Origin of the sequence: Aquabacterium sp., assembly GCF_044226965.1 — a bacterium.
In the GTDB taxonomy this organism is placed as follows: domain Bacteria; phylum Pseudomonadota; class Gammaproteobacteria; order Burkholderiales; family Burkholderiaceae_C; genus Pseudaquabacterium.
The window spans coordinates 1-13348 of the sequence record NZ_JBGAGA010000113.1 but is presented as its reverse complement, the minus strand read 5'-3'; the positions used below and the strand labels follow the sequence as shown (position 1 = coordinate 13348).

At 70.2% G+C, this 13348-nt stretch carries 9 protein-coding genes and 1 tRNA gene; 2 read left to right on the top strand and 8 right to left on the bottom strand.

What is annotated here, in order from left to right; all coding sequences use genetic code 11:
* A partial coding sequence (locus ACILR4_RS28255; protein WP_395704230.1) for an EamA family transporter occupies window positions 1–357 on the top strand: 357 nt, incomplete at its 5' end.
* Here the strand turns inward: ACILR4_RS28255 and ACILR4_RS28250 are convergent.
* The 8 genes from ACILR4_RS28250 to ACILR4_RS28215 all read right to left on the bottom strand — a co-directional run bounded on the left by ACILR4_RS28250 (window position 354) and on the right by ACILR4_RS28215 (window position 13159).
* Window positions 354–1772, bottom strand: coding sequence for an efflux transporter outer membrane subunit (locus tag ACILR4_RS28250; protein ID WP_395704229.1), 1419 nt, complete (start codon window positions 1770–1772; stop codon window positions 354–356). The genes ACILR4_RS28255 and ACILR4_RS28250 overlap by 4 nt on opposite strands.
* Complete coding sequence (locus tag ACILR4_RS28245) at window positions 1769–4984, bottom strand: efflux RND transporter permease subunit (RefSeq protein WP_395704228.1); 3216 nt, start codon at window positions 4982–4984, stop codon at window positions 1769–1771. The genes ACILR4_RS28250 and ACILR4_RS28245 overlap by 4 nt, the downstream gene beginning before the upstream one ends.
* Window positions 4981–8097 (bottom strand): efflux RND transporter permease subunit, encoded by a 3117-nt coding sequence (locus tag ACILR4_RS28240; protein ID WP_395704227.1) that lies wholly within the window; start codon window positions 8095–8097, stop codon window positions 4981–4983. The genes ACILR4_RS28245 and ACILR4_RS28240 overlap by 4 nt, the downstream gene beginning before the upstream one ends.
* A gap of 20 nt (window positions 8098–8117) precedes the next feature.
* Entirely contained in the window at window positions 8118–9527 is a 1410-nt protein-coding gene (locus tag ACILR4_RS28235; protein ID WP_395704226.1) for an efflux RND transporter periplasmic adaptor subunit, read from the bottom strand.
* Between the two features lie 160 nt (window positions 9528–9687).
* Window positions 9688–10287: a DUF3501 family protein gene (locus tag ACILR4_RS28230; RefSeq protein ID WP_395704225.1), complete on the bottom strand. Its 600-nt coding sequence runs from the start codon at window positions 10285–10287 to the stop codon at window positions 9688–9690.
* Window positions 10288–10292: 5 nt separating this feature from the next.
* A complete protein-coding gene (locus tag ACILR4_RS28225; RefSeq protein ID WP_395704224.1) occupies window positions 10293–11645 on the bottom strand; it encodes a (Fe-S)-binding protein in 1353 nt (450 codons plus the stop codon).
* 90 nt (window positions 11646–11735) lie between these two features.
* Window positions 11736–12155: a rubrerythrin family protein gene (locus ACILR4_RS28220; RefSeq protein ID WP_395704223.1), complete on the bottom strand. Its 420-nt coding sequence runs from the start codon at window positions 12153–12155 to the stop codon at window positions 11736–11738.
* Between the two features lie 131 nt (window positions 12156–12286).
* Window positions 12287–13159, bottom strand: coding sequence for an alpha/beta hydrolase (locus ACILR4_RS28215; protein WP_395704222.1), 873 nt, complete (start codon window positions 13157–13159; stop codon window positions 12287–12289).
* 113 nt (window positions 13160–13272) lie between these two features.
* On the opposite strand from ACILR4_RS28215, the gene ACILR4_RS28210 reads away from it, so the two are divergent.
* Window positions 13273–13348, top strand: a tRNA-Ala gene (locus ACILR4_RS28210).

The following is a 13348-nucleotide window of genomic DNA, read 5'->3' as shown; positions in this document are numbered from 1 at the left end:
CTGGTGCTGGCCCCGCTGACGATCGGCGTGCTGCTGTGGTTCCACGCCAGCGGGCGCGGCGTGTTCGCGCGCGGTGACCTCGGCCTCGATATCTGGTTGCTGCTGGCCGGCCCCTTCACCGCGATCCCGCTGCTGCTGTTCGCCGCCGGCGCGCGCCGCGTGACGATGGCCACGCTCGGCCTGCTGCAGTACCTGGGCCCGACCATCGGCTTCCTGCTCGGCGTGTTCGTCTACCACGAGCCCTTCGACCCGGCGCGCGGCATCGGCTTCGCGCTGATATGGGCCGCGCTGCTGATCTACAGCGGCGAGAGCCTGCTGCGCCTGCGGCTGACGCAGGCCGCACCGAATCCAAGTTAGGACGGCGCGCGCCAGCCGCCGCCCAGCGCGCGGATCAGGCCGACCGCCGCGGCCTGGCGGCTGGCCAGCACCTGGGCCAGCGCACGCCGCGCGTTCAGCGCCGAGACCTGGGCAGCGACGACCTCGGTGTAGCCCACCTGGCCGGCGTTGTAGCGGTTCAGCACCTGCTGCTCGGTCTGGTCGGCAGCCGTCGAGGCCTGGCGGCGCAGCGCCTCCTGCTGCTCCAGCACGCGCACCGCAGCCAGCTGGTCCTCGACATCCTGGAACGCCGCCAGCACCGTCTGCCGGTACTGCGCGACCGACTGCTCCCAGGCGGCCTTGGCCTCGTCGACCCGCGCCGAGCGTGCGCCGCCGTCGAACAGGCCCTGCGCGACGGCCACGCCCAGCGACCAGGTGAAGGCCGAGGCATTGAAAAGATCGGACAGCCGCGCCGCGCCGGCACCGCCGCTGGCGCTGAGGTTCAAACTCGGAAAGTAAGCGGCCTGCGCTATGCCGATCGAGGCATTCGCCGCCGTGACGCGTCGCGCCGCGGCGGCGATGTCCGGCCGGCGCTGCAGCAACTCGGCCGGCAGGCCGGTCGGTATCGCGGGCACGGCCGCCACGGCACTGGCATCGGCCACTGTGAAGTCGGCCGGTGCCTGGCCCACCAGCACGGCCATCGCATGCTCCAGCTGCGCGCGCTGGCGCTCCAGCCCGGCCAGGTCGGCCTGGGCGTTGGCCAGCTGGGTCTGCGCCTGCAGCACGTCGCTGCGCTGTGCGATGCCGGCCTCGTAGCGGTTCCGGGTGATGCGCAGCGAGCGCTCGTAGGCCGTGATCGTGGTGCGCAGCAGCCCAACCTCGACCTCGGTCTCGCGCAGCGACAGGTAGTCGCCGACCAGCTCGGCCTGGGCCGACAGCGTGGCCGCCGCCAGGTCCGCCGCGCTGGCCTGTGCGCGCGCTTCGGCCGCACCGACAGTGCCGCGCAGCTTGCCCCACAGGTCGGCCTCCCAGCTGCCGGCCAGGCCCAGCTGGTAGCGCGACGTCGTCCGCGTGTCGCCGCCGCCGCCGCTGCGGTTGGCGCTGACTGTGGCGCCGACCACCGGCAGCAGCGACGCACGCTGCTCGCGCACCAGGGCCTGCGCCTGCGCGAAAGCGGCGGCCGCGGCCGCGACGTTCTGGTTCGAGACCGCGACGCGCGGCACCAGCGCATCGAGCACCGGGTCCTGGAACAGCTGCCACCAGGGCCCGCGCGCCAGCGCATCGGCCGGCGCGGCCTGCATCCAGCCGGGCACCGTCTGCTTGAAGTGCGCGGGGCTGGCGATGTCCGGTGCTGCCGGCGCCTCGGGCAGCGGCGCACAGCCGGCCAGCAGCGCCAGCGCGCAGGCCAGCACCAGCGGCGCGCGGCGGAAGGAGGTCAAGCGCAGGGGCTGGCTCATGGGGTGCTTTCCGCCGCCGCGGCGCCCGCGCGGCTGAGCAGTCGTTCGTGGGCGCCGCGGCGGCGCAGCTTGTCCAACAGCAGGTAGACCACCGGCGTGGTCAGCAGCGTCAGCAGCTGGCTGGCGACGAGGCCGCCGATGATCGCGATGCCCAGCGGCCGGCGCAGCTCGGCGCCTTCGCCGAAGCCGATGGCCAGCGGCAGCGCGCCCAGCGCGGCGGCCAGCGTGGTCATCAGGATCGGCCGGAAGCGCAGCAGGCAGGCCTCGCGCACCGCCTCGATCGCCGTGAGGCCGCGCGCGCGCTCGGCCTCGAGCGCGAAGTCGATGATCAGGATCGCGTTCTTCTTGACGATGCCGATCAGCAGGAACACGCCGATCAGCGCGATCAGCGAGAACTCCAGCCGGAACATCAGCAGCGCCAGCACCGCGCCGACGCCGGCCGAGGGCAGCGTGGACAGCACGGTGATCGGATGCACCAGGCTTTCATACAGCACGCCGAGCACGATGTAGATCACCACCAGCGCGGCCAAGATCAGCAGCGGCTGCTGGCTCTGCGACTGCTGGAACGCGGCGGCGGTGCCCTGCATGCTGCCGCGTACATTGGTCGGCAGGCGGATGTCGGCCTCGGCCTGCGCGATGGCGGCGCGTGCGTCGGACAAGGTGGCGCCTTCTGCCAGGTTGTACGAGATGGTGGTGGCCAGCTCGCCGTCCTGGTGGTTGACGCTGCTCGGCGCGGCGGCCTCGCCGAAGCGCGCCACCACCGGCAGCGGCACCATCGCGCGCACCGTGGTGTTCACCGCCGCGCCGGTGGACGCGTCGCGCAGCCCGGCATTGGCGCTGCTGCCGGCGGCCACCGTGGCGTTGCCGACGAAGCGCGAGGGCACCTGCACGTCGTGCAGCGCGGCCGGGCTCTGGGTGTAGCCGGGCGCCACTTCCATCACCACGTGGTACTGGTTCAGCTCGTCGTACAGGGTGGCCACCTGGCGCTGGCCGAAGGCGTCGTACAGCGCGTTGTCGACGTCACGGTTGGTCATGCCCAGTCGCGCGGCGGTGTCGCGGTCGATGGTCACGAAGCTCTCGACGCCGTTGTCCTGCTGGTCGGTGTCCACGTCCAGCAGTTCGGGCTGCGCCTTCATTGCGTCGGCCAGGCGCCGTGCCCAGAGTTTCAGGTCCGCGGCGTTGTCGCTCTTCAGCGTGTACTGGTAGGTGGAGTTGCTCTGCCGGCCGCCCATGCGCAGCGCCTGCACGGGGTTCAGGAACAGGCTCACGCCCGGCACCGTGGCCAGCTGCGGGCGCAGCCGCGCGATGACCGCCTGGCCGCCGATGCCGCGCTGGGGCAGGGGCTTCAGGTTCACGAACAGGAAGCCGCCGCCGGCGCGCGAGCCGCCGGTGAAGCCGACCACGGTGTCCACCGCCGGGTCGGCATGGATGATCTCGACCAGCCGCCGCAGCTTGGCCTGCATGGCCTGGAACGAGATGCTCTGGTCGGCGCGCAGGCCGCCGCTGATCTGGCCCGAGTCCTGCTGCGGGAAGAAGCCCTTGGGGGCGGCAATGAACAGCCAGACGTTGAGGCCGATCACGGCCAGCAGGATGGCCATCACCAGCCAGGCCGAGTGCAGCGCCCAGTCCAGGCTGTGCGCGTAGCCGTTCAGCACCCGCTGATAGCCCCATTCGGCGGCGCGCGCCAGCCGCCCCGGTGGCCGCGCCTTTTGCGTGTCAGACCTGAGCAACCAGCCACACATCATCGGCGTGGTGGTCAGCGAGACCAGCAGCGAGATCATCACCGCGGTCGACAGGGTGACCGCGAACTCCCGGAACAGCCGGCCTGGCTGGCCGCCCATGAACAGCAGCGGGATGAACACGGCCACCAGCGACAGGCTGATCGACAGCACCGTGAAGCCGACCTCGCGCGCGCCGAGCAGGGCCGCCTTCAGCCGGTCCATGCCGGCCTCGATGTGCCGGCTGGTGTTCTCCAGCACCACGATCGCGTCGTCGACGACGAAGCCGGTGGCCACCGTCAGCGCCATCAGGCTCAGGTTGTTCAGGCTATAGCCCAGCAGGTACATCACGCCCAAGGTGCCGAGCAGCGAGACCAGCGTGGCCACCGCCGGGATCACCGTGGCGCGCAGGCTGCGCAGGAACAGGCTGACCACCAGCACGACGAGCACGATCGAGATCAGCAAGGTCATCTCGATCTCGTGCAGCGAGGCGCGGATGGAATGCGTGCTGTCGGACGCGACCTGCACGTCGATGTCGTGCGGCAGCTGTTCGCGCAACTGCGGCAGCAGCGCGCGCACGCCATCGACCGTCTCGATGATGTTGGCGCCGGGCTGGCGCGTGACCAGCACGATCACCGCCGGGCGGCCGTTGAACAGGCCCAGCGTGCGCACGTCTTCCGGGCCGTCGGTGACCTCGGCCACATCCCGCAGCCGCACCGGCGCGCCGTTGCGCCAGGCCACCACCAGCGGCCGGTAGTCCGCTGCGCGGTGGCCCATCTGGCCGCTCGCGCTGCTCATGCTGCTTTGCACCTGCAGGCGGCGCTCATCGCTCTCGATCGCGCCCTTGGGACGGGTGGCGTTCGAGGCCTGGATCGCGGCGCGCACGTCTTCCATCGGCACGCCCAGGCGGTTGAGCGCCAGCATGTTCAGCTCGATGCGCACCGCCGGCAGCGAGCCGCCGCCGATCTCGACATCGCCGACGCCGGGCACCTGCGCCACCTTCTGCTGCACGATGTTCGACACCGCTTCGTAGATCTGGCCCGGCGTGCGCGTATGCGAGGTCAGGGCCAGGATGATCACCGGCGCGTCCGCCGGGTTCATCTTGCGGTAGGTGGGGTTGCTGCGCAGCGTGGCCGGCAGGTCGGCGCGCGAGGCGTTGATCGCGGCCTGCACCTCGCGCGCGGCGCTGTCGATCTTGCGGTCGAGGTCGAACTGCAAGGTCACGCGCGTGGCGCCGCGGCCGCTGGAGGAGGTCATCTCGTTGACCCCGGCGATCACACCGAGCCTGCGCTCCAGCGGCGTGGCCACGCTGGTGGCCATGGTCTCGGGGCTGGCGCCGGGCACGCTGGCCGAGACCGAGATGGCCGGGAAGTCCACCTGCGGCAGCGGCGAGACCGGCAGCACGAAGAAGGCCGCGAGGCCGGCCAGCGCGATGCCGAGGGTCAGCAGCACCGTCGCGATCGGCCGCCGCACGAAGGGCGCGCTGAGGTTCATGGCGCCGCGCCCTCGTCGGCCGCCTCGTCCAGCGGCGCCGGGCCGGTCTCGCCGCGGCCACGCAGGCGGCGGCCGATGCGGTCGAAGCCGAGGTAGATCACCGGCGTCGTGAACAAGGTGAGCAGCTGGCTCAGCACCAGGCCACCGAAGATCGCCAGGCCCAGCGGGCGGCGCAGCTCGGCGCCTTCGCCCCAGCCGAACATCAGCGGCAGCGCGGCGAACAGCGCGGCCATCGTCGTCATCAGGATCGGCCGGAAGCGCAGCAGCGCGGCCTGGTGGATGGCCTCGCGCGGCGAGCGGCCTTCATGCCGCTCGGCCTCGATCGCGAAGTCGATCATCATGATCGCGTTCTTCTTGACGATGCCGATCAGCAGGATGATGCCGATGATGCCGATCACGCCCAGGTCGTGGCCCCCGATCATCAGCGCCAGCAGCGCGCCGACGCCGGCCGAGGGCAGCGTGGACAGGATCGTCAGCGGGTGCACGTAGCTTTCGTACAGCACGCCCAGCACGATGTAGACGCAGACGATGGCCGCGAGGATCAGCCACAGCTGGTTGGTCAGCGAGTTCTCGTAGGCCCCGGCCGCGCCGAGGAAGGTGAGGCTCACGCTGCCGGGCAGGCCGATCTCTTTGGCGGCGGCGCGGATCGCATCGACCGCCTTGCCCAGCGCCATGCCGTCGGCCGTGTCGAAGCCGATGGTCGCGGCCGGGAACTGCGCGACGTGGGTGATCTGCAGCGGGGCCTCGACCTCGTGGATGCGGGCGATGGCCGACAGCGGCGTCGGCTCGCCGGCACTGGTGGCCACGTGCAGGTTGCCCAGGCCCTGCGGCGAGGCCAGCCCCTGGGCTTGCGCCTCGAGGATGACGCGGTACTGGTTGGTCTCGGTGAAGATGGTCGAGACGATGCGCTGGCCGAAGGCGCTGTACAGCGCATCGTCGATCGCCGAGGCGCTGATGCCCAGCCGCGAGGCGGTGTCGCGGTCGATGTCGATCTGCATCGCGCCGCCGCGTGCAGCGGCGTCGGTCACCGCGCTGCCTAGCTGCGGCAGCGTGTGCATCTTCTGCACCAGCTTCGTGGCCCACAGCGCGACGGTGGCATCGTCCGCGCCTTCGATCGACACGCGGTACTGCGTCGGGCCGTTCTCGGCGTCGATCGTCAGGTCCTGCGTCGGCTGCAGGTACATCGTCAGGCCGGCCACCTGCGCCACGCGCTGCTGCAGCCGCTGCATGATGGCCGGCTGGCCGTCGCCGCGGCCGGCCTTCAGGTTGATCAGCAGGCGGCCGGTGTGCAGCATCGTGTTGTTGGCGCCGTCGACGCCGACGAAGGACGCCACGTTGGCCACTGCCGGGTCTTCCAGCAGCGCCTGCACGGCCTGCTGCTGCAGAGACGCCATGCGCGCATAACTCACGGTCGGAGCGGCCTGCAGGCGCGCCTGCAGCTGGCCGGTGTCCTGGGTCGGGAACAGCCCCTTGGGGATCACGATGTAGAGCACGGCTGTGAGCACGAAGGTGGCCAGCGCGAGCCAGAGCGTGATGGCCTGGTGGTCCAGCACCCAGCGCAGCCCGCGGTCGTAGCGCGCGATCACGCGGTCGAAGCCCTGCTGGATGCTCTGGCCGAGGCCGTGCGGGTGCGCGTCGTGCTTCAGCCAGCGCGCCGACATCATCGGCACCAGCGTCAGCGAGACCACGGCCGAGATCAGGATCGTGATCGCCAAGGTCACCGCGAACTCGCGGAACAGCCGGCCGACCACGTCGCCCATGAACAGCAGCGGGATCAGCACCGCGATCAGCGACACCGTGAGCGAGATGATCGTGAAGCCGATCTCGGTCGCGCCCTTCATCGCGGCGTCCATCGGCGCTTCGCCCTGCTCGATGTGCCGGGCAATGTTCTCGATCATCACGATCGCGTCGTCGACCACGAAGCCGGTGGCGATGGTCAGCGCCATCAGGCTCAGGTTGTTCAGGCTGTAGCCGAGCAGATACATCGCGCCGCAGGTGCCGATCAGCGAGATCGGCACCGCGAGGCTCGCGATCACGGTGGCGCGCAGGCTGTGCAGGAACGCGAAGATCACCAGCACGACCATCACCACCGCCAGCACCAGCTCGAGCTCGACATGCTCGACCGATGCGCGAATGCCGGTGGTGCGGTCGCTCAGCACCGTGAGCTGCAGCGCGGCGGGCAGGCCGGCCTGCAGCTCGGGCAGGCGCCGCTTGATGGCGTCGACCGTCTGGATCACGTTGGCGCCGGGCTGGCGCTGCACGTTCAGGATGATGGCGGGCTGGAGGTTTGCCCACGCGCCGAGCTTGACGTTCTCGGCACTGTCGACGACGCGGGCGACATTCGACAAGCGGATCGGCGCGCCGTTCCTGAACGCGACCACCAGGTTCCTGTAGTCCTCGGCCGTCACCAGCTGGTCGTTGGCATTGATGCTGTACGAGCGGCTGGGCCCGTCGAAGCTGCCCTTCGCGCTGTTGGCGTTGGCGGCGCTGATGGCGCTGCGCACGGTGTCCAGCCCGATGCCGTACGAGGCCAGCGACTGCGTGTCGGCCTGGATGCGCACGGCCGGCCGCTGGCCGCCCGACAGCGAGACCAGGCCGACGCCGGTGACCTGGCTGATCTTCTGCGCCAGCCGCGTGTTGACCAGGTTCTGCACCTCGGTCAGCGGCAGGCTCTGCGAGGTGACGGCCAGCGTGAGCACCGGCGCATCGGCCGGGTTCACCTTGGCATACACGGGCGGCGCCGGCAGGTCGGCCGGCAGCAGCGCATTGCCGGCATTGATGGCGGCCTGCACCTCCTGCTCGGCCACGTCCAGCGTGAGGCCCAGCGAGAACTGCAGCGTGATGATCGAGACACCGGCCGCGCTGCTGGAGCCCATGCGCGACAGCCCGGCCATCTGGCCGAACTGCTTTTCCAGCGGTGCGGTGACGGTGCGCGCCATCACCTCGGGGCTGGCGCCGGGGTACAGCGTCTGCACCTGGATCGTCGGGTAGTCGACCTGCGGCAGGGCTGACAGCGGCAGCAGCCGGAAGGCCACCAGGCCGGACAGCACGATGGCCAGCATCAGCAGCGCGGTGGCCACCGGCCGCAGGATGAACGGACGTGAGGGGCTCATCGCCAGGGCTTTGCGGGCGCTCAGCCCGGGGCGGCTTCGCTGGCGCGATGGCGGCGCGGACGGCTGGCGCCATCGGCGCCACCCCAGTGGCCGCTGGCAGCGCTGGCCGCACGGCCGGCCCACGCGCCCGAGGCGCCCGATGCGCCACGCATGCCGCGCGGCGCCGAAGCGCCCATCGGCCGGTCGCCCGGCAGTTGCACGCGCGAGCCATCCTTCAGACGATCCGCGCCTTCTGTGATCACCTTCTCGCCGGCCTGCAGGCCTTGCGCAATGGCCACGCGGTCGCCGCTGGCCTGGCCGGCACTGACCTTGCGCTGCGAGACGGTGCGGTCCTCGTTCAGCACGAAGACGAAGTCGCCGTCGTTGCTGTGGCGCAGTGCGGTGGTGGGCACGACGACCGCGCCCTTCAGCGTGTCGAGCTGCACCCGCACGTTGACGAACTGGTTCGGGAACAGCGTGCTGTTCGCGTTCGCGAAACGGGCCTTCGCGCGCACGGTGCCGGTGGCGGTGTCGACCTGGTTGTTCAGCGTGGAGAAGCTGCCGCTGTCCAGCGGCTGCGTGCGGCTGCGGTCGAAGGCGGTGACCGGCAGGCTCGCGTGCTCGACGCTGACGCGGCGCTGGACATCGGGCACGCGGTCCTGCGGCACCGCGAACTCGACATCGATGGGCGCCAACTGCGTGATCACCGCCACGCCGTTGGCATCGCCGGACGACACGACGTTGCCGGCGTCCACCACCCGCAGGCCGACGCGGCCGCTGACCGGCGCGGTGATGCGGGTGTAGGCCACGTTCAGCCGCGCCGTGCCTTCGGCGGCCTTGTCCGACACCACCGTGCCTTCGAGCTGCTTGACCAGCGCGGCCTGGGTGTCGACATCCTGCCGCGCGATGGAGTCCTGCTGCAGCAGGGTCTGGTAGCGCTGCAGCGTCAATTTGGCGTTATCCAGCTGGGCCTCGTCGCGCATGCGCTGGCCCACGGCCTGCATCAGCGTCATCTCGAACGGCCGCGCGTCGATGGTGGCCAGCAGCTGGCCGGCATGCACCATCTGGCCTTCCTTGTAGAGGACTTCCTTCAGCACGCCCGAGACCTGCGGCCGCACGGTGACGGTGGCCGAGGGCGTGACGGTGCCCAGTGCATCGAGCCAGATCGGGATGTCGGTCACCGCGGCGGTGGCCACGCCGACCGTGGTGGCCGGGCCGCCGCGGCGACCGGCTCCGGGGCCTCCCGGCCCGCCAGGTCCGCCGGGTCCGCCGGGTCCGCCGGGGGGCCCGCCCGCGAAGGCCGCTTCGGTGGCCGCCGGGCGGTGGGTGAGGTACCAGGCCAGGCCACCGAGGCCGGCCAGTGCGAGCACGGCAACCAGGCTGCCCAGCCAGCGTCGGCGCGGGCGGGTGGGGGCAGGCACCGGGGCGGCGTCGGGCTTGTTGTTGTTCATCGGTTGGCTTCGCGAGGCAGGCGCGGCGTCGTTGCACGGCCTGCCCGCGACAGGGGCAAGCCGGATGCCCGTCCGACCCGGTGATCCAGCCAGCCGGCGGCCGGCTGGACCGCAGCAATCCAGTCTCCAGGCCGAATGTGTCTGGCGTCTTGCTGGTCGGTCAAGCCGCCCGAAGATCGCCGGCCAGGCTGGCCAGCGTTTCGGGCGCGAGGCTCACGTGCGCCGGGTAGTGCGTGTGATCGCAGCCCAGCTTCACCGCGGCACCGGCGCGCACGGCTTCGCGCATCGGGGCACTCAACTCGAAGCGCACGAAGTGCACCGAGGAGGTCTTCTCGTCGTTCTCGCGCTCGAGGTCTTCGTCGGCGATCGCGTACACGCGCGCATGGCCCTCGACCTCGACGAACATGCGGTCCTCGACACCGATCAGCCGTGCCAGCTCGCGCTTGCGTTCGTGCGGATCGGGGTACTCGATCAGCATCGTCGCCTTCCAGTTGCCGCCATCGGGCACCAGCGGGGCGTAGGCGTCGATCTCGCTCTGGATGCCGTCTTCCTCGAAGATCTTCTCGATGTGCAGCATCTCCTGGATCTGGCGGCGGATGGTGGCCTCGTCCTCGAACTGCAGCGTGATGTGCTCGCCCAGCTGCACGCTGCGCAGCCGGCGGTGGGCGATGGCCGCGGCGCGGCTGCTCTTGCGGATCTTCGCGTAGGCCTCCAGCGTCAGCAGGCTGTCGCGGGTGATGGGCGCGGTGCGGGTGTTCATCGGATTCACTCCATGCCATAGGCCTGCCGCAGCAGGCTCAAGGGGTGTTGCAGCGCCTTGGCCGGCGTGCCGGCGGCCTGCATGCCCTGCGCGATGTGGTGGCCGGCCAGCGCGCAGTCGCTCGAGATCACGTCGGGCTCGTCCTTGGCCATGGCCTTGAACACCGGCCTGCCGATCTTCATCGCCACCGGGTGGTAGGGCGTCTTCACGCCATAGGTGCCGGCATGACCCGAGCAGCGCTCCACCGTGTTGAGCTGCACCTTCACGGTCTGGCCGATCAGCTTGAACATCTCCTCGGTCTTGCGGCCGATGTTCTGCACCCGGCCATGGCAGGGAATGTGGTAGCTGACCTTGCCGAGGTCGCGCTTGAAGTCGGTCTTCAGCAGGCCGTCCTTGTGGCGCGCCACCAGGTACTCGAAGGGGTCGAACATCGCCTCCTTCACCAGCTGCACGTCCGCTTCATCCGGGAACATCAGCGGCAGCTCCTGCTTGAACATCAGCGTGCAGCTGGGAATGGCGCTGAGGATCGCGTAGCCTTCCTTCGCGTACTTCGCCAGCACCGGGATGTTGTCGTCCTTGTGCCGCTCCACCGCCTTCAGGTCACCGAGCTCCAGCTTGGGCATGCCGCAGCACGATTCCTTCTCGACGATGACGTAGGGGATCGCGTTGTGCTCCAGCACCTTCAGCAGGTCGTGGCCGATGCCGGGCTCGTTGTAGTTGACGTAGCAGGTGGCGAAGATCGCCACCTTGCCCGGCGTGCGCTGGCCGTCCTTGACCTCGGTGGCGCTGCCCTGCTTCTGCGCGCTCCAGCGGAAGCGCTTGGTGGCCAGCTCGGGCATCCACGCGTCGGGGTGCACGCCCAGCGTCGAGTCCATCATCGAACGGGCGGCCTTGGTGCGGTTGATCGCGTTGACCGCCTGCACGACGATCGGGATGCCCGCGAAGCTGCCGTGCACGTCAGTCGAGGCGAGGAACTTCTCGCCGCTGGCCACCAGGCCCTGGCTATGCTTGATGGCCTTGGCGCGCAGCATCAGGTGCGGGAAGTCCAGGTTCCACGCGTGCGGCGGCACGTAGGGGCATTTGGTCATGTAGCACAGGTCGCACAGGTAGCACTGGTCGACCACCGACCAGTAGGCTTCCTTCTTCACACCGTGCACTTCGCCATCGTCGGTGGCATCGACCAGGTCGAACAGGGTCGGAAAGCTCTGGCACAGGCTCACGCAGCGGCGGCAGCCGTGGCAGATGTCGAATACGCGCTCCAGCTCCTTGTAGCAATCGTCGCGGTCGTAGAAGAGCGGGTTCTTCCAGTCCAGCGGATGCCGGGTGGGGGCTTCGAGGTTGCCTTCGCGGGTGCTCATGGGCGTGCTTCCCTAACGAACAAGGGGCGCGTGACGCCCCTTGTGCTGATCAACGGGGCGCAGGCCGTGCGGCCCGCGCCTGCGGCTGCATCAGTCGACCAGCTGGTCCAGCGCCTTCTGGTAGCGGTTGGCGTGCGAGCGCTCGGCCTTGGCCAGCGTCTCGAACCAGTCGGCGATCTCGTCGAAACCTTCCTCGCGCGCGGTCTTGGCCATGCCCGGGTACATGTCGGTGTACTCGTGCGTTTCGCCGGCCACGGCGGCCTTCAGGTTGTCGCGCGTGGCGCCGATCGGCAGGCCGGTGGCGGGGTCGCCCACGGCTTCCAGGAACTCGAGGTGGCCATGCGCGTGGCCGGTCTCGCCTTCGGCGGTGGAGCGGAACAGCGCGGCCACGTCGTTCTGGCCTTCGACGTCAGCCTTGTTTGCGAAATACAGGTAGCGGCGGTTGGCCTGCGATTCGCCGGCAAACGCGTCCTTCAAGTTCTGTTCGGTCTTGGAACCCTTCAAGCCCATGGCTAGCTCCTCTTCGATCGAGATGGTGGATCGGCACGGCCGCCCCCGACCGGGGAAGGCACGCCCCAACCCTACCCCAGTCCGGTGGCCGGCGGCCAATACAAAGCTTCAATTTGGCGCATAGGGCTCGGCTATGTGGCGCCGCCGAGACCATCCAGCCCCAGCAGGCGCAGCGCGAGCTGGTGGGTGCGGGCGCCGGGGTCGACGAAGTCGTGCAGCACGTCGAAGTGGTGGCGGCCGTTCAGCGTTTCGCACACCGGCACCGTGCTCGGACCCCATTGATCGCGGATCAGGCGGTTCTGGCGAATGAACTCGTCACTTTCGTCGCTGCCCACCACGGCGTACAGCGGGCCGCGCGGGCGTGGGAAGAAGGCCGGGCTCAGGCGCCGCACGCTGGCGGGCGTGAGCTGCAGGTCGGCCTGCAGGAACGGCGCCTGGCGCACGGGGTCGAGGTCGTAGACGCCCGAGATGCCGATCGCGCCGACCACCGGCCGCTGCGGCAGGTCGGCGCCCACCTCCTTCCAGCGGCAGGCCAGCAGCATGGCCGCCAGGTGCGCGCCGGCCGAGTGGCCCACCACCACCAGCCGCCCGGGGTCGCCGCCGTGCGCGGCCGCGTGGCGGTAGGTCCAGGCCAGCGCCCGGGTCATCTGCAGCGCGATGTCCTCGATCGTCACGGCAGGGCACAGCGCGTAGTTCGGCACCACCACCATCGCGCCGGCCTTCACGAAGGCGGGCGCGATGAAGGAATGGTCCGCCTTGTCCAGCGCGCGCCAGTAGCCGCCATGGATGAACACCAGCACCGGCGAGGCCGGGCGCTGCGCCGGAAACACGTCCAGCTTCTCGGCCGGCGTCTCGCCATAGGCCAGGTCCAGCCGCGCCCGCAGCCCGCTGCGTGCCAGCGCCGAGGCTTCGGCCCAGCGCGCCAGGATGGCCGACGCCTCCGGCACGCGCGCCCGGTTGTTGTACTGGGCGTCGTACCACGCCGCATCCGCCTGCACTGCCATCGGTCCACCTCCTGCGCGCCCCGCGGCGCCTTTGGTTTCTGCCCAGGCGGCTTTCTAGCCGGCATTGCCGATTTCGTGCAGCCTTTTGCTGCTGCTAGAATACGCGGCTTGTCGGGGACGTAGCTCAGCTGGGAGAGCGTCGCGTTCGCAATGCGAAGGTCGGGAGTTCGATCCTCCTCGTCTCCACCA